This window comes from Sphingosinicella terrae (assembly GCF_003347635.1).
Lineage (GTDB): Bacteria > Pseudomonadota > Alphaproteobacteria > Sphingomonadales > Sphingomonadaceae > Allosphingosinicella > Allosphingosinicella terrae.
Map to the genome: position 1 here is coordinate 38,576 of NZ_QDFY01000014.1, position 16,597 is coordinate 55,172.

Annotated in this window: 12 protein-coding genes; 4 read left to right on the forward strand and 8 right to left on the reverse strand. The window is 67.5% G+C overall.

All coding sequences use genetic code 11. The annotated features are described in order from the left end of the window. Nucleotides 1-4 precede the first annotated feature (4 nt). Nucleotides 5-631, reverse strand: a complete 627-nt coding sequence (locus DDE10_RS19920; protein WP_114954561.1) for a TetR/AcrR family transcriptional regulator — start codon at nucleotides 629-631, stop codon at nucleotides 5-7. A 3-nt stretch (nucleotides 632-634) separates the two neighbouring features. Continuing rightward, nucleotides 635-1,057, reverse strand: a complete 423-nt coding sequence (locus DDE10_RS19925) for a nuclear transport factor 2 family protein (RefSeq protein WP_114954562.1) — start codon at nucleotides 1,055-1,057, stop codon at nucleotides 635-637. A gap of 117 nt (nucleotides 1,058-1,174) precedes the next feature. Between DDE10_RS19925 and DDE10_RS19930 the strand changes: the two genes are divergently transcribed. Continuing rightward, entirely contained in the window at nucleotides 1,175-2,980 is a 1,806-nt protein-coding gene (locus DDE10_RS19930) for an ABC-F family ATP-binding cassette domain-containing protein (protein WP_114954563.1), read from the forward strand. Here DDE10_RS19930 and DDE10_RS19935 read toward each other — a convergent pair. The 4 genes from DDE10_RS19935 to DDE10_RS19950 are packed head-to-tail and all read right to left on the reverse strand — an operon-like array spanning nucleotide 2,977 to nucleotide 9,714. After that, the gene (locus DDE10_RS19935; RefSeq protein WP_114954564.1) at nucleotides 2,977-4,866 is read right to left on the reverse strand and encodes a tetratricopeptide repeat protein; all 1,890 of its coding nucleotides are present in this window, start codon (nucleotides 4,864-4,866) and stop codon (nucleotides 2,977-2,979) included. The genes DDE10_RS19930 and DDE10_RS19935 overlap by 4 nt on opposite strands. A 14-nt stretch (nucleotides 4,867-4,880) precedes the next feature. Continuing rightward, entirely contained in the window at nucleotides 4,881-6,245 is a 1,365-nt protein-coding gene (gene prsR / locus DDE10_RS19940) for a PEP-CTERM-box response regulator transcription factor (protein ID WP_114954565.1), read from the reverse strand. Next, nucleotides 6,242-8,326, reverse strand: a complete 2,085-nt coding sequence (gene prsK / locus DDE10_RS19945; protein ID WP_114954566.1) for an XrtA/PEP-CTERM system histidine kinase PrsK — start codon at nucleotides 8,324-8,326, stop codon at nucleotides 6,242-6,244. The genes prsR and prsK overlap by 4 nt, the downstream gene beginning before the upstream one ends. Beyond that, nucleotides 8,326-9,714, reverse strand: a complete 1,389-nt coding sequence (locus DDE10_RS19950; RefSeq protein WP_114954567.1) for a TIGR03013 family XrtA/PEP-CTERM system glycosyltransferase — start codon at nucleotides 9,712-9,714, stop codon at nucleotides 8,326-8,328. Before DDE10_RS19950 ends, prsK begins: the two co-directional genes overlap by 1 nt. Before the next feature lie 214 nt (nucleotides 9,715-9,928). On the opposite strand from DDE10_RS19950, the gene DDE10_RS19955 reads away from it, so the two are divergent. Continuing rightward, nucleotides 9,929-11,026 (forward strand): mannose-1-phosphate guanylyltransferase, encoded by a 1,098-nt coding sequence (locus DDE10_RS19955; RefSeq protein ID WP_114954568.1) that lies wholly within the window; start codon nucleotides 9,929-9,931, stop codon nucleotides 11,024-11,026. Between the two features lie 3 nt (nucleotides 11,027-11,029). After that, entirely contained in the window at nucleotides 11,030-11,962 is a 933-nt protein-coding gene (locus tag DDE10_RS19960; RefSeq protein WP_114954569.1) for an aldo/keto reductase, read from the forward strand. Nucleotides 11,963-11,974: 12 nt separating this feature from the next. Here the strand turns inward: DDE10_RS19960 and DDE10_RS19965 are convergent, their stop codons facing one another. Together DDE10_RS19965 and purH are read right to left on the reverse strand one after the other, a co-directional pair. Beyond that, nucleotides 11,975-12,430, reverse strand: coding sequence for a hypothetical protein (locus tag DDE10_RS19965; RefSeq protein ID WP_114954570.1), 456 nt, complete (start codon nucleotides 12,428-12,430; stop codon nucleotides 11,975-11,977). A 220-nt stretch (nucleotides 12,431-12,650) separates the two neighbouring features. Next, nucleotides 12,651-14,240 (reverse strand): bifunctional phosphoribosylaminoimidazolecarboxamide formyltransferase/IMP cyclohydrolase, encoded by a 1,590-nt coding sequence (purH, locus tag DDE10_RS19970; RefSeq protein WP_114954571.1) that lies wholly within the window; start codon nucleotides 14,238-14,240, stop codon nucleotides 12,651-12,653. A 119-nt stretch (nucleotides 14,241-14,359) separates the two neighbouring features. On the opposite strand from purH, the gene DDE10_RS19975 reads away from it, so the two are divergent. After that, nucleotides 14,360-16,573, forward strand: a complete 2,214-nt coding sequence (locus tag DDE10_RS19975; protein WP_114954572.1) for a CHASE domain-containing protein — start codon at nucleotides 14,360-14,362, stop codon at nucleotides 16,571-16,573. Nucleotides 16,574-16,597: the final 24 nt, after the last annotated feature.

Below are 16,597 nucleotides of genomic sequence, written 5' to 3' on the forward strand. Positions count from 1 at the left end.
GAGATCAGTCCGACGGAGCAGGGTGCTGTCCGTCCTCGCCGAGGGCGGCGCCGATCAAGACTTCGATCGCCCAGCGCCTGGCATCGCCGGCCTCGGCGTCGCTGAGCTGGAGCACGTCCTTGAACACGATCGTCGATTCGGTACCGACGATGAGCGCCAGGGTTCGCGTCAAGCGGTCGAAAGGCGGCCCCTCAAGTCGGGATCGAATGGGGGCCAGCGCTGCCTCGATCAGCGGCGTCCGTCGGTTCTGGCGAACAGGCTCGGCGCCTTCGTCGCCGAGGCTGCGCTGGAGGGCATGGATCAGCATTCGGCGCAGCGCCGTCTCGTTCGACCTCACCATATCCTGGACGGCGGCATCGGCTCGAAGCACGCGATCGGCCGGATCGGTGCCAGGATCGCCGGCGAACAGCTCGGGTCCCGGCATGGCGACGTCGAGCGCCGCCTCGATGAGCAGCGGCTCGACACCGGGAAAGTAGCGATAGGCGGTGGCGCGTGAGACCAGCGCCGTCTCCGCCACTTCTTCGAGCGTGGGATCGCGTCCCTCGCGCATCAGCCGCGATGCCGCCTCGAGCAAGGCTTTTCGCGTTCGACGCTTCTGGTTGGTGCGTCCCTCTTTCCCCACATCGGCCATCGGTCAATCCTGGGGGAGCTGAGCGATGATCGCGGCCAGGTCGATCCAGACATTCTCCCGACTGATCTCCCCGCCGTCGGCAAACTCGAGAACGTGCAGCAGCCGGAATTCGAGAGGGCGACCGCGACCTTCCAAGCCGAACGGCGTTCCGGTGGCCGTCCCTCGCCACAGGGAATCGTCCACCAGGAAATTGTCGCCATAGAGTCGGTGCCGCGTCTCGATTCGTCCGTTTGCGAGATCGCCGAACAACGTCTCATAGAACGGCCTGACCGCGTCCTGCCCCCGAACCGGGCCGGTGGGCCAACCGACGATATCGTGCTCGACGTCGTGGCTAAGCGTCGCGAGGACACCTTCCACATCGTCGGCGGCTTCGAACGCGAAATGCTCGTCCAGCTTGCGGTCCATCTGCTCGGGGCTCAGCGACATGTCGATCTCCTTTAGCGGCGCCACTCAACTAATGAGACTATAGTCTCATGTCAAGATAGTCATCTCACTCTTGGAGGTGTGGGTGACGAGAGAAGCTTCACCACCTATGTCCCCGCCATGTCCGCGCCCGTGCTCGCCTTCGAGAATCTCGGCCTGATCCAGGGATCGGGCTGGCTGTTTCGCAACCTCGACCTGTTCATCGGTCCGCGCGACCGGCTCGCGCTGATCGGTCGCAACGGTGCCGGCAAGACGACCCTGCTCAAATGTCTTGCCGGTCTGATCGACTCCGACGAGGGACGCCGAACGATCAAGCCAGGCGCCAAGGTCGTGCTGCTCGAGCAGGATCCGCCCGTGTCTCGGTTCGCGACCTTGCGCGAGTTTGCGCTGAGCGGTCCGGACGCGCCGGCCGTCCACGAGGTGGAGGCCATCGCCACTCAGATCGGGCTCGACCTCGATCGGCCGGCGGACACGGCAAGCGGAGGCGAACGGAGGCGCGCCGCGATAGCCCGGGCGCTTGCCCAGGATCCGCAGGTACTGCTGCTGGACGAACCGACCAATCATCTCGATCTCGCCGCGATCGAGTGGCTCGAGGCGTGGCTGTCGCGCTTTTCCGGCGCCTTCATCGCCATCAGCCATGACCGGACCTTCCTCACCCGCCTCACGCGCTCATCGCTCTGGCTCGATCGTGGCGCCCTCCGCCGGGCCGAGATCGGCTTCGGCGGTTTCGACGCCTGGACCGAGAAGGTCTACGAGGAGGAAGCGCGGGCGGCCGAGAAGCTCGATGCCAAGCTGAAGCTCGAATTGCACTGGCTCCAGCGGGGCGTCACCGCGCGGCGCCGCCGCAATCAAGGCAGGCTCGCCAAGCTCAACGAGATGCGCGCCGCGCGGGCGGCGATGCTCGGGCCGGCAGGCGCAGCACGGCTCGCCCTCGAGAATGACGACGTCAAGACGAAGATGGTGATCGAGGCCGAAGGCGTCACCAAGCGTTATTCCTCGACCTCCGTCGCGGAGGGCGGCGAGCGCACTATCATCCGAGACTTCTCGCTTCGGATCCAACGCGGCGACCGGATCGGCGTGGTCGGGGCCAATGGGGCCGGCAAGACCACCTTGCTGAGGCTGCTCACCGGCGAGATGGAGCCGGACGAGGGCAAGGTCGTCCGTGCGAAGACGCTCACCGGCATCATGATCGACCAGCAGCGTCGGCTGCTCGATCCCGACAAAAGGGTCCGTGATATCCTCGCCGACGGCGGCGACTGGATCGAAGTGCGCGGCAGCAAGAAGCATGTGCAGGGCTATCTCAAGGACTTCCTTTTCGATCCGGAACTGGTCGATGCGCGAATCGGGACGCTCTCCGGCGGCGAACGGTCACGATTGCTGCTCGCGCGCGAGTTCGCGCGCCAGTCGAACCTGCTGGTGCTCGACGAGCCGACCAACGATCTGGACATGGAGACGCTCGACCTCCTCCAGGAGGTGATCGCCGACTATGACGGCACCGTCCTCATCGTCAGCCATGACCGCGACTTCCTGGACCGGACGGTAACGATCACCCTCGGCCTCGACGGATCGGGCAAGGTCGATATCGTCGCCGGAGGCTATGAGGATTGGGCACGCCGCCGGCGTCAGCCACCGGAAGCGCGGTCGACGGCACGGGCCACCCCGACGCCTCCGTCGCCGCCGCGGCCGCGCACCAAATTGACCTACAAGGACCAGCGCGATCTCGACCTGCTGCCCCAGCGGATCGAGGCGTTGGAAGCGCAGATCGCGCGAGACGAGCAGGCCCTGTCCGATCCGGATCTCTACAGGAGCGACCCCGCCCGCTTCGCCGCGATCACCTCGGCGATCGACAAGGCCCGAGCCGAGCGCGATGCCGCCGAGGCGCGATGGCTCGAGCTGGCCGAGCAGGCGGAAGCGCTGGCGGGCTAACCCCGCCGCGCACGCTCGAGCCGCTGCCGGATCTCGGCGTCGCTCGGCGCTCCGCGCGCGGCTCGCTCCAGCAGCGCGAGGCCGCCGGCGCGATCGGCGCCGCTCTTGAACAGGATCCATCCAAGCGTATCGGCGGTGGCCGGATTGTTGCGGTTGAGCGCCCAGGCCCGCCGCGCGAGGGGAAGCGCCGCGTCGAAATCGCCGCTCTCCGAATAGGCCCAGGCGAGATTATTGAGGATGGTGGCGTCGTTCTCGCCGAGCCGGCTGCGCAGGCTTTCATAAGTGGTGATGGCCCCTGCCCAGTCCTGGCGCTGCATCATCCGGGAGGCCAGCAGCACCTGCCCGGGTACGTTGCGCGGATTCTGCAATGCGAACAGCTCGAGCACCTGATCCGCGGCCTCGACCTGGCCGGAGCGCTGCAGGGCCTCGATCAGCCGCAAAGCCACGGCCTCGCTGAAGGCGAGATTGGCGGCGCGGCGATATTGATCCGCAGCGCCCGCAAAGTCGCCGCCGATGCCGAGCGCATCGCCGACGAGCATATGGGCCTCGGGCGCTCCAGGATTGGCCGCCTGGATCGCCCGCGCGCGCGCCAGGGCCTCTTCGCCAAGCCCGCGGGCGAGGAGCGCAGAGACGAGGCGCACCTGAAGGGGGCCATCACCCGGATGGGCCACCGCGGCCTCGCGCAGGGCGGCGAATTCGCCTTCCGGAAGCGCTTCCAGCGCGGTGAGCGCGTCCGGCTGCGGCTGGGCCGCGCGGGCGAGATAGCGGGACGCGGCGGCGGCATCCCCCTGGGCCGCGAGGATCCGGCCCATCAAAGTGAGGCTGTAGCTGTCGGCGTCGGGACGCTCCACCACCGCCCGCAAGGTTAGGGCCGCCGCGGTCGAATCACCCATACGCCATTGAGCGGCGGCCAGGAGACGGCGCGCCTTGCGATTGCCTGGCTGGCGCGCCACCAGCCCGGCTAGCCGCCCGGCCGCCTGCTCGACATTGCCGGTCTCGAAATCGATCGCGCTGAGCAGCAGCATGCCGGCGGGCGTCGAATCGAACGCGCCGCCGGTTCGATTGTAGAGCGACCGCGCCAGCGCAAAATTGCGGGCGCGGGCAGCGAGGACGGACTGAAGATAGTAAGCGGTCGCATGCCCGCCGGTGATGCGGTGGACCTCGCGGGCGTCGGCCAGCATCTCGGTCATCCGGCCGAGATCGCCGTAAGTGATGGCCCGTTCGAGCCGGGCCGTGACATGCTCCGCATCGACTCCGAGCGCGCGGTCGAACCAGGGCAGGGCAGCGATCAGGCCATATTGGCTCCGCGTGAGCTCGCCGCGGAGCACCAGTGCCTCGACGTTTCGGGGACGCGCGGCAACCGCGCGATCGGCGGCCTGCAGCGCGCCGCCGACATCGCCGCCGGCGCGGCGGAACCGAGCGACATCGGTCCAGACGTCGCTGTCGCCCGGACCGAGCGCGATCGCCCGATCGAATTCGGCGGCCGCCGCTTCATTGTTGCCGAGCGCCATCAGCGCCCGACCCCGTATCCGCGCGGCGTAGGCCAGGTGAGGAGGGACGGCGCCTGCCGACTGCGCCAGAGCCCCTTCCGGATCGCGCTGAAGCAGCCGGGCATGGGCGAGGAGGTGACGAATGCGCTCCGCCGCAATCCCCGTTTGGCGCGCACGCGCCAGCTCCGATTCCGCGGCGATGCCGTCGCCGAGCGCCAGCAGGATCTGGGCGTGAATGAGACGAGCCTCGGAGTCTGCCGGCTGCGCCTGAAGCGCGTTCATCAGCTCGACCCGCGCCGTGCGCAGATCGCCGGCGGCAAAGGCGGCGCGCCCGCGCTCGAGGGCGGTGCCGTCGCTGCCGCAGGCGGCGAGCGCGAACAGGAGGACGAAGCCCAAGGAAAGGGCGCCTCTCACGGCTGCAGCCCATGTTGCTTGATGAGGTCGTACAGGGTGGGCCGGCTTATCCCGAGCAGCTTGGCGGCGCCGGAGATATTGTTGTCCGTCTGTGCCAGCGCCTTGCGGATAACCGCGCGGTCGGCCGCCTCGCGGGCGGCCTTGAGATTGACCGGGAGGCCCGGGTCGTCAGCCGGCGCGAGGTCGAGATCCTCGGCCGACACCAATCGCGATTCGGCCATGATGACGGCCCGCTTCACCCGATTCTCAAGCTCCCGGACATTTCCGGGCCAAGGCCACGTTTCGATCGCCGCGATCGCGCCGGGGGCGAAGCCCTTCACCTGCGGGTTCATCTCGCGGGCGAAGCGGGCGAGGAAATGCTTGGCGAGCAAGGCGGCGTCGCCCGACCTTTCCGCCAAAGACGGGATCCGCACCACGATCTCGGCGAGTCGGTAATAGAGATCCTCGCGGAACGTGCCGGCGGCGATCATCGCCTCCAGATCCTGATGGGTGGCGCACACCACCCTCGTGTCGACCGGGATCGGCTTGCGGCCGCCAATGCGCTCGATCACCCGCTCCTGGAGGAATCTCAGCAGCTTCACCTGCAACGGCAAGGGGATATCGCCCACTTCGTCGAGGAAGAGCGTGCCGCCCTGAGCCAGCTCGATCTTCCCCTCGGTAGCCTTGATCGCACCGGTAAAGGCGCCCTTCTCATAACCGAAAAGCTCCGCCTCGAGCAGGTTTTCGGGAATCGCGGCGCAGTTGATCGCGACGAAGCCGCCGGCACGGCGGCGACTCTGCTGATGGACCCCGCGGGCGAGCAGCTCCTTGCCGGTTCCGCTGGCGCCGAGCAGCATCACGCTGACATCGGCATTGGCGACGCGCTCGATGGTGCGCGCGACCTTGATCATCTCCGGCGCGGCCGCGATCATGGTTCCGAGGACGGTCCGGTTCTCGCTGACCTGACCCTCGAGCCGCTTATTCTCCGATTCGATCTCGTGGAGCTGAAAGGCGCGGCGGACGATCAGGCCGAGCTGATCGATGTCGACAGGCTTCTGATAGAAATCGTAGGCGCCGCCGGCGATCGCGCGAAGCGCACTTTCGCGCGCGCCATGGCCGGACGCGACGATGACTTTGGTGGCGGGCTTCAGCGTGAGGATGTGCTCCAGCGTGGCGAACCCTTCGCTGACCCCGTCCGGATCCGGCGGTAAGCCAAGGTCGAGCGTGACCACCGGCGGTTCCGCCGCGCGCATGATGTTGACGGCGGCATCGCGGTCGGAGGCGACGAGGACCTCGTAATCGTCATAAGCCCACCGCAGCTGCCGTTGCAGCCCTTCGTCATCTTCGACGATCAGGAGCCTGGGTTTCACGGGTAGGTTCATGCGCGGATCCGTTCATAGGGGAGGCTCGCCGGCGCGGGCGTTCCGGGAAGAATGAGGGTGAAGCGGGTGCCATGGCCGACGGCGCTCTCGACCTCGAGCCGACCGCCCATCGCCTCGATGAGCGAACGCGCCTCATAGGCGCCGATGCCGAATCCGGATTCCTTGGTCGAGGCGAAGGGCTGGAAAAGGCGCGTCCGGACGAACTCGTCGGTCATGCCGCCGCCGCGATCGATCACCTCGATGACGGCGTCGCCGCCGCTCTCGAAGCAGCGGACCTCCACGGGCTCCCCCCGAGGGCTTGCGTCGATCGCGTTCTGGACGAGGTGCGCCAACGCCTGCTCCAGGCTGCCGCGGACCGCGCGCGCGATCAAAGGCAGCTCACCGACCGACTGGATCGGATGGGCACGCCGCTTCGCGCCCACCACAGCCTCGACCACCGGCTGCACATCCGTCGGACGCGGCGGTTCAGGATCGCGCGCGGCACCGGCCGAAAGCCGCGCGAGCAGATCGTTGAGCTTCTTCACCGACGCCTGCAGCGTCGCGATCATATCGGCGCGGAAGTCGGGATTGTCGGCGTGGCGCTCCGCATTGCGGGCGACCAGGGTGAGCTGGCTCACCAGGTTCTTGATGTCGTGGAGGATGAAGGCGAAGCGCCGATTGAACTCGTCGAAGCGGCGCGAATCCGCCAGCGCCTGCTGGCTGCGCGCTTCGGCGATGTAGCTCGCGGCCTGGATCCCTGCGGCGCGGAAGAGATCGAAATCTTCCCAGTCGAGCGCCCGCCGGAAGGGCGGGTGCTCGAGGATCACAAGGCCGACCAGGCGCCCGGCATGGATGAGCGGGACGCCGGCCCACGCTCGGTCGAGGCCGACGAGCCATTCCGGAACGTTCAGCCGGACGTCCCCGGCGACGAGACAGGAACCACGCATTGCTCCGAAGTCGACGATGAAATCCCGACTCTCGATAAAGCGCGCCAGCGTCTCGGCGCCGTCTCCGGTCGGCGGAAGCTCGAGCCGTGAATGCCAGCGGGCCGTCACCGTGAAACGGTAATGAGCGTCCGCGGTCAGCAGGACGCCGGCAGGAGACCCACCGATGTCGGCCAGCGCCTTGATCACCCGCTCCTCGAGCGAAACACCCTCCTGGCCCCGGCGCCCCATCGTGTCCGTGAAGCGCAGCCATTCCTCGCGATAATCGTAGCGATGCTCGAAGACGTGCTTGGCGACGAAGACGCGAAGCCGTGCGCGGAGACGCGCCGACGGCACCAGCGCGAGCGCGGCGACGCTCATCACGACCACGACACCCAGCTGCGCTGCCGGCCCCCACTGGCCGCCGACGATCTCCAGTGTGCGGGAGGCCGACATCATCACGAGCAGATAGGCGAGGATGGCGACGACGGAGAGCGACTGGAAGGCCGCCGCCCGTGACAGCTGGATCTTCCATTCGGAAGCGCCCCGCGGGGAGAGCGCGAACAAGGCGGCCAGGGCGACGAGGACGACGCCGCGAAAGGCCTGCAGCCCCACCGCACCGCCGCGCGTGAAATAGTCGACCGTGTAGAGATGGAGATCGTAGGCCCACATCACCGCCAGGGCGAGCATCGGCAGCCGCAGAGCGCTTCGCGATCCAGGCGCGGCCTGGCCGTAGAGATTGTGGACCAGGACGAGTGAGCCGGCGGCGATCGTGATTCCGAGGATTTGGCTGGTCGAAACCAGCGCGTCGAAGATCAGCGGGATGTCGCGATATTCGGCGACGATTCCGCCGACGACGATCTGGAGGCCGACAACCGCGGCGACCGCGGCATAGACGGCCTTCACCGCCCGTTGAGAGGCGCGCGCGCCGCCGGTCTGCATGATACCGTACAGCAAGGTGAGGAAGGCGAGGTTGCGCGCGCTCTCCGCCAGCCTGGTCAATATGTCCTGGACGTCGAGAAGTGCGAGAAAGATCGCCCAGGCGGACACCACCGCGAAGACGATAGCGAGCAGGCGGTGCAGGGGATCGCCGCGCCAGTGGCGGAGACGACCGACCGAAAGACCCCCATAAAGGAGCGCGGCGAGCCCATGGCTCCAGAGCGAAAGCGCCGCAAGCATCAGCGCGCGCCCTCCGGCCAGAGGATCACGCGCGCGGTCTGGAGGAGGATGAGCAGGTCGAGGAAGGGCGTGTAATTCTTTGCGTAATAGAGATCGAATTCCAGCTTCTCGCGCGCGTCCTCGACCGAGGCCCCATAAGGATAGTTGATCTGGGCCCAGCCGGTGATGCCCGGCTTCACCACGTGCCGCTCGGCATAGTAAGGCAGTCGGGCCTCGAGATCGGCGACGAATTGAGGCCGCTCGGGCCGCGGGCCAACGAAGCTCATCTCGCCGCGCAGCACGCTCCAGGCCTGGGGAAGCTCGTCGATGCGAAGCTTTCGGATCCAGCGCCCGATCCGTGTCACACGGGGGTCGTCGCGCTGCGCCCAGACGGCCTTGCCGCCGACCTCGGCATCGACCCGCATCGAACGGATCTTCACGACGTCGAAAGTCTGACCGTAGAGCCCGACCCGGCGCTGGCGGTAGAAGGCCGGCCCGGGACTCTCCAGGCGTACGGCGATGGCGGTGACGAATATGAGGGGCGCCGCCAGCACCAGAAGGACGAAGCTGACGACGAGGTCGAACAGCCTCTTGCCCGCGCTCGACAAACGGCGGCCGGCCGAAAAGCCGTCCGAGAAAATCAGCCAGGAGGGATTGAGGCTGTCGAGATCGACCCGCCCGGTCTCGCGCTCCAGGAAGCTCGAGAAATCGTGCACCGGAACGCCTGTCGTCTTGATCCGGAGCAGGTCGGCCAGCGGCAGGGCGTTACGGCGCTCTTCAAGCGCCAGCACAACCTCGCTGGCCGCCAGCGCCAACAGATGGTCGGGAAGGTGGGCGATATCGACGCGATTCACTGATGCGGAGACGGCGACGGGACCGTCGTTCATGCCGACATATCCGACGACGGCGAAGCCTGAACCCGGACGATCCGCCAAGGCCGCGATCCGCTTCGCCCGAAGTCCGGCGCCGAGGACGAGGACGCGGCGCCGGAAGCGCTCGCCGCCGATCAGGTCCCGAAGCAGCATCCGCGCGCCGGCGAGGGCGCCGACAGCAATCACGGTGGCGTAGAGCAGACTGGAGCGCCAGGAACTGACCGGGGGAAGAAGGAAGAAGAGCAGCGACAGCAGCAGGATGCCGAGCGACACGGCGACCAGCAGTCGGGCAACGGCGAAGCGGACGGACTGGAGGGCGTGGACACCGTAGAGGCCGACGGCGACCATCGCCGACTGCATCGTCACCGCGAAGACGAGCATGTTCGGCCATCGCGTCGTGTGGAGGTCGAGATCGCCCTCGATTTGCCACAGACGCAGCGTCCAGCCGGCTTGGGCGGCGAGCATCAAGAGCACGAAATCCACCGCGCCCAGCAGCAGCACCGCATAGGGGACATAGTGCTTGAAGACGCGGATCACCGTTCCGCGCCCCTCTCGCCGGGCCAGAATGTAAGATTGTCCGACACAGAGGGAGTGTCGGCGAAATTGACAAATAAAGCGTGAAAGCGGCTGGAGGAGGTCGCTACCCTCTGTCGACGGTCAACTACGACCGAGGTGACGCCAGTCTGCTGCCGGGATCAGCCGCGCGCGAAAAGCCGGTTCCCTGCCCGAGCCTCGCTGCTACAGTTGGGCCATGGAGACGCCCGCAGCGCCGATCACGCCGGTTATACTGTGCGGAGGGGCCGGCACGCGACTCTGGCCGTTGTCGCGGTTGGACCGGCCCAAGCCCTTCGTCTCGATCGAAGGCGACGAAAGCCTGCTTCAGGCGACTCTGTCGCGGGTTGCCGACCCTGTCCGGTTCGCAGCGCCCATCGTCATCGCAGCAGACGAATATGGACCGGCGGTCGAAGCGCAGCTTGCCGGCCGAGCGCCCGCCGGAACGCGCCTCGTGCTCGAGCCTGTGGCGCGCGGCACCGCCGCAGCGATCACCCTCGCCGCCTTGCTCGGCGATCCCGATGCCTTGCTGCTCGTCCTTCCCAGCGACCACGTGGTGAAGGCGCCGACCGAGCTCCTGCGTGCCGTTGCGGTCGGGACCGAAGCCGCAAGGGAGGGATGGCTGGTGACGTTCGGCGCCAGGCCGGACCGGGCCGAGACAGGCTATGGCTATCTACGCCAGGGCGAAGCCGCTCCTGGCGGCACCCGCCGCGTCGAACGCTTCGTCGAGAAGCCGGATGCCGAGGCCGCCGCCGGCTTCGTCGCCGACGGGGCCTATCTCTGGAATTGCGGGATCTTCTTGTTCACCGCCGGCGCACTGATCGAGGAGATGCGCAAGCACGCGCCCTATATATTGGCGCCATGCGAGGAGGCGGTGGCGGGGATCGTTACGGGGCCGGACGGGATCCGCCCTTCGCCCGGCCCTTTCGCGCGGGCCCCCGCCCAGTCGATCGATCATGCGGTGATGGAGCGAAGCGACCGGGTCGCAACCGTGCCGGTGGACATGGGCTGGTCCGACGCCGGCAGCTGGGAAGCGCTGCACGCTGCCGCCGCAAAGGATTCTCGGGGCAATGCCCTGGACGGTGACGTGGTGGCTATCGACAGCGACAATTCCCTGATCCGCTCCGAAGGTCCGCTCGTCGTCGGCGTCGGCATCCGCGACATGGTCGTGGTGGCGACGGAGAGGTCCGTGCTGATAGTCCCGCGGGGCGAGAGCCAGCGAGTCAAGGAAGCGGTGGAGGCGTTGATCCGGCGCGGGCACGCCCCGCCGCCGGAACTGAAGGAAGGCGAGGAATAGAAGATGGAGCATCGCAAGCTCGGCGACAGCGGCCTCGAGACGCCGCGGCTGGTCCTCGGCGGCAACGTCTTCGGCTACACGGCCCACGGCGAAGAGGCGTTCGCGATCCTGGACCGGTTCATCGAGGCCGGCGGCACGATGATCGATACCGCAGACGTCTACTCCAACTGGGTGCCGGGCCATGTCGGCGGCGAATCGGAGACGCTGCTGGGCGCGTGGCTGAAACGCCGCGGGCGCCGTGACGACGTGCTGATCGCGACCAAGGTCGGCTACGACAAGGGCTTATCGGCCGCTCATGTCGCCGCGGCGGCGGAAGCGTCGTTGCGCCGCCTCGGGACCGACCGGATCGATCTCTATTATGCCCATAAGGACGATCCGAACACGCCTCTGGAGGAGACGCTGGCGGCATTCGACCGCCTCGTCCGCGACGGAAAGGTGCGCGCGGTCGGCGCGTCAAACTATTCGGCCGACCGTCTAGCCCAGGCGCTGGATGTTTCGGCTCAGGCCGGGCTCGCTCGCTTCACCGTTCTGCAGCCCGAATATAATCTGATCGCGCGCGCGAGCTTCGAAGGGCCGCTCCAGCAGCTTTCGATCGATCGCCAACTCGGCGTGCTTCCCTATTTCGGCCTCGCCTCCGGATTCCTCACCGGCAAATATCGATCCGAGGCGGATTTCGGAAAGAGCGTTCGCGGCGGCGGCATGCGTCGTTATCTCGACCACCGCGGCCTGCGGGTACTGGCGGCGCTGGATTCGGTGGCGGCGGAGACCGGATCAACGCCGGCCCAGGTGGCGCTGGCCTGGCTTGCCGCCCAGCCGGGCGTCACCGCCCCGATCGCCAGCGCGACGGGCGTCTCCCAGCTCGAGGAACTGCTCGGGGTGCTCACGCTCGATCTCGGGCGGGACCAGCTGGAAAGACTGAGCGCGGCCGCGCGCTGAATCGTGGTGGGGTCAGGCGGCTTCCCAACCGAGGACGAAGTCGCGCAAGGCGCGCGCATCGTGCAGCGCGTTGTGGGGCACCGCACTGTTCGCCGCCGTGCTGAACCCGGGCGTGCGCAGCAGCTCGAAGCGCAGCGCTCCCACCGGGGCCATCTCTCCCGGACCCGTCATCAGCAGCGCGCAGAAGTGGCAGATATCGTCTGGCCAGTCGGCGACGATCACGGGATCGGCGTCCCCGGCTAGATAGTGGGCCAGGAGCGCCGCGGCCTCGGCGCGGGACAGCTGCTGGTCGGTGCCTTGGGGGACCTTCCGCAGATAGGGAACGACGTTGCGCTCGACCCATGGATGGACGACGTCCGGCAAAGGCAAGGTGACATAATATTCCTGGTCGCCATGCTCCGGCGCCAGCGCCAGGCTGATCAGGGCTCCGCCGAAGCCGTTGAACTCGGTATCCAGAAAATAGCGCATCGCCCTCGCGCAATCCCTTCTCAATCTCGTCGATGCCGGAACACGAAGATGCGCCGAGGCGCGCCGGCAAGACATTCGGACGCCGCCGAAATCGCGGCGATCCTGCCGCCCTGCGCAGACCATCGGCGCCGGGGCTCGCCGGGGCAGATCGGCCCCGCACGACGCTTCTCTGGAAGATCGGCGTTCGCAGAGCAAGCCGACCGCTGCAATGCGCGCGAGCCTAGTGTCGGAAATGCCGCATGCCGGTGAAGACCATCGCCAGGCCCGCCGCATCGGCGGCCGCAATCACTTCCTCGTCACGAATGGAGCCGCCCGGCTGGATCACCGCCGTCGCGCCCGCTTCGACGGCGGCGAGCAGGCCGTCGGCAAAGGGGAAGAAGGCATCCGAAGCGACCGCCGAGCCGATCGTGCGCGGCTGCGCCCAGCCTGCCTTCCCGGCAGCGTCCCGGGCCTTCCACGCGGCAATCCGAGCCGATTCGAGCCGATTCATCTGGCCGGCGCCGATCCCGGCGGTCGCTCCCTCCCGCGCGTAGACGATGGCGTTGGACTTTACGTGCTTGGCGACCGTCCAGGCGAAAAGACAGTCTTCCAGTTCCTGCTGGGTCGGAGCGCGCTTCGTCACCACCTCGAGAGCGTCCCGGGAGACTCGGCCATTGTCTCGCGTCTGGACGAGCCATCCACCCGCGATCGACTTTACGGCGAGACCAGGACGGGTCGGATCGGGAAGCTCGCCGGTCAGCAGAAGGCGCAGATTCTTCTTCGCGGCGAAGATCTCGCGCGCCGCCTCGTCGGCGTCGGGCGCGATGACCACCTCGGTGAAGATCCGGCTCATCGCTTCGGCGGAAGCACGGTCGAGCGGGCGATTCACCGCGATGATCCCACCGAAAGCCGAGACGCTGTCGCAGGCGAAGGCCGCTTCATAGGCCATGGCGAGAGTGGAGCCGACGGCTACTCCGCAGGGGTTGGCGTGCTTGACGATGACGCAGGCCGGATCCGCCTCGCGGAACTCCGCGACCAGTTCGAGCGCGGCATCGGCGTCATTGTAATTGTTGTAGCTCAGCGCCTTGCCCTGAACCTGCTCGGCCTGGGCGATGCCACGCGCGTGCGGACCGTCGGCCAGATAGAGGGCGGCCTGCTGATGCGGGTTCTCGCCGTAACGAAGGCGGTCGCGCGATTGCATGGCAAAGGCGAGTGTCGGCGGAAGAAGCTCCCCCTGATCGGCGAAGGCGAACCATTGTGAGATCGCCGAATCGTAGGCGGCAGTCGCGGCGAAAGCCTTGGCGGCAAAGCGGCGGCGCAGGTCGAACGACGTCATGCCGCCACTCTGTTCTAGGGAAGCGATCAGCTCTCCATAGTCGCCCGGATCGGTGACGATGGTGACATATCGGTGGTTCTTCGCGGCCGAACGAACCATGGAAGGTCCGCCGATGTCGATATTATCTATCACTTCGTCGCGGGCCGCGCCGCGGGCGACGGTCGCGGCGAAGGGATAGAGGTTGACGACGACCAGATCGATCGCGCCGATCGCATGCTCGGACATGGCGGCCGCATGGGCGGGGTCGTCCCGTACCGCCAAGAGCCCGCCATGGACCATCGGGTGGAGCGTTTTCACCCGGCCATCCATCATCTCGGGGAAACCGGTGAGATCGGACACGTCCCGCACCTCCAAGCCCGCGTCGCGCAGCGTGCGGGCGGTGCCGCCGGTGGAGATCAGCTCGACGCCGTAGCGGACGAGGGCGGCGCCGAGTTCGGCCAGGCCCGCCTTGTCGGATACCGAGAGCAGCGCGCGGGTTATCTTCACGTCGGACATGGTCGGCCTTTCAAGTGGGAGCTTCCCGCCCTGAGCGCGAGCCACGCAAATTATCAAGCGGCAACCGCCTTCCCCCGCGCGACGCCAAGGCGCCGGACGAACCGTATCGGACATGGCGGATGAAGGGCGGCTGGCGATTTTCACTGCCCTTGGCGGCGCTCCTCGTCGGGCTGATCGGCACCCTCGTGGCGACGCTGCAAGTATCACAAGCCGCTGTAGGGCGGATGCAGGCGCGCTTCGAAGCGCTCGCCGCGGGCGCCGTCGCCGATATAGAGGGCCGCGTTCAGGGCCAGGTGACGCTCCTGCGCGCGACTGCGGGTTTCTTCAATGCATCGGATCGGGTGACGCGGGACGAGTTCCGCGTCTTCGTCGAGCGGCTTCGCCTGGAAAGGAACTATCCGGGGGTACTGGGCATCGGCTACGCGGCCTACGAGCCGACGCGCGAACGCCTCGCCGACACCGTAGCCACAGCCCAAGTCGAAGGTAGCCCGGAATTTCGGGTGTGGCCGGCCGTGGAGAGGCGAGGTGGCCATTCTGCGATTCTGATGCTGGAGCCGCTCGATCGGCGTAACGCGGCCGCGCTCGGGTACGACATGCTCAGCGAAGCGACCCGGCAGGCCGCGATGCGGGCGGCGGCCGCAACGGATTCCGCCACGATGAGTGGACGGGTCCGGCTCGTTCAGGAGATCGATCCGGTCAAGCAGCCTGGCTTTCTCATCTATGTACCTCTCTATCGCCGCGCAACGGACGACCGGCCCGAGCTGCGCGGGTGGGTATACAGCCCGTTGCGGGCCTATGATCTTTTTCGCACGGTCTTCGCCCAGGATGAGCTCACGAATATCGTCGTCGAAATCCACGACCAGGCGGTCGCACCCGAACGGCTGCTCTTCCAAAGCGGTCCGCCGGCTCAACGGCCGAAGCATGTTCAGATTAGACCGGTCGAGATCGCCGGCCGACAATGGGTGGTTCGGGTGAGCTCGACTGCCGCGTTCGAGGACGAACTGCCGGTCAGGACAGCTTCCGTCATCGCCTTGGCCGGTGTCGCCATCTCGGTCCTGCTCGCCCTGCTGATGCTGCAGCAGACGCAGTCGGCCTGGCGCACCCAGCGGGAAGTGGACCGGAGAACGGCGGAGCTACGCGAGGCGAACGCGCGGCTGGTGGCCGAGGCCGAGGCGCGCGAGGTGGCCGAGGCTCAGTTGCGTCAGATGCAGAAGATGGACGCTATCGGCCAGCTGACCGGCGGCATCGCTCACGACTTCAACAACATGCTCGCGATCATCATCGGCAATCTCGATATGGCGCAGCGGCGGGCGGACGACCCGCCCCGCCTCCGTCGCGCGCTGGCCCACGCCGCCGAGGGCGCACACAAGGCCGCCGACCTGACGCGCCGCCTGCTGGCATTCGGGCGGCGGCAGCCGCTCGATCCGCGCGCCGTCGACGCCAATGCCCTGCTCTTGGGCATGTCCGATCTCTTGCGTCGCTCGATCGGGGAGAAGGTCCGGCTCGACCTGACCTTGGCGCCGGATCTGTGGGCAGTCCACGTCGATCCGGTCCAGCTGGAAAACGCCATCCTCAACCTCGCCATCAATGGCCGCGACGCGATGCCGGATGGCGGCACCTTGACAATCGCCACCGGGAACCGCGCCGAGAGCGGCGGCCCTGGGCCGGCCGGCTCGGCTGACGACCTTGTTCTCATTTCCGTTCGCGACACGGGCGTCGGGATGGACGAGGAAGTGGCGGCGCGGGCGCTCGAACCCTTTTTCACGACCAAGGCAGTCGGCCGCGGAACTGGACTGGGTCTCAGCCAGGTCTTCGGGTTCGTGCAGCAGTCGGGCGGGACGCTCAGCATCGATTCGTCACCGGGAGCCGGAACTCGCATTGACGTTCGGCTGCCGCGGCACAACGGGACAGTGCAAGCCGCCGCAGTGCCCGATGAAGCGATTCCCGCGGCGCGCGGCGGTGAGTGCGTGCTCGTAGTCGAGGACCAGGACCAGGTCCGCCGCGTCGCGGTGGAGGCGCTGCGCGAGCTGGGCTATTCGGTCGTCGAGGCCTCCGGGGGCGCGGAGGCGCTCGGTCAGTTGGAGAGAAATCCCGACATCCGGCTCCTGTTCAGCGATGTGGTGATGCCGGAAATGGACGGCCGCCAGCTCGCCGAGGAGGCGCGACGGCGGCGGCCCGATCTGAAGATCGTCCTGACCACCGGCTATGCCCCCGCCGAAATTTTCGCCGACAACGATTGGGCCGGCTGGCTGCCGCTGCTTCGGAAGCCGTTTACGATGCCCCGCCTGGCGCGCCTGATCCGCGAGGTGCTCGATCGCAATTCCGCGGATTAAGGCGGATTTGCATGCCGCGCGTCC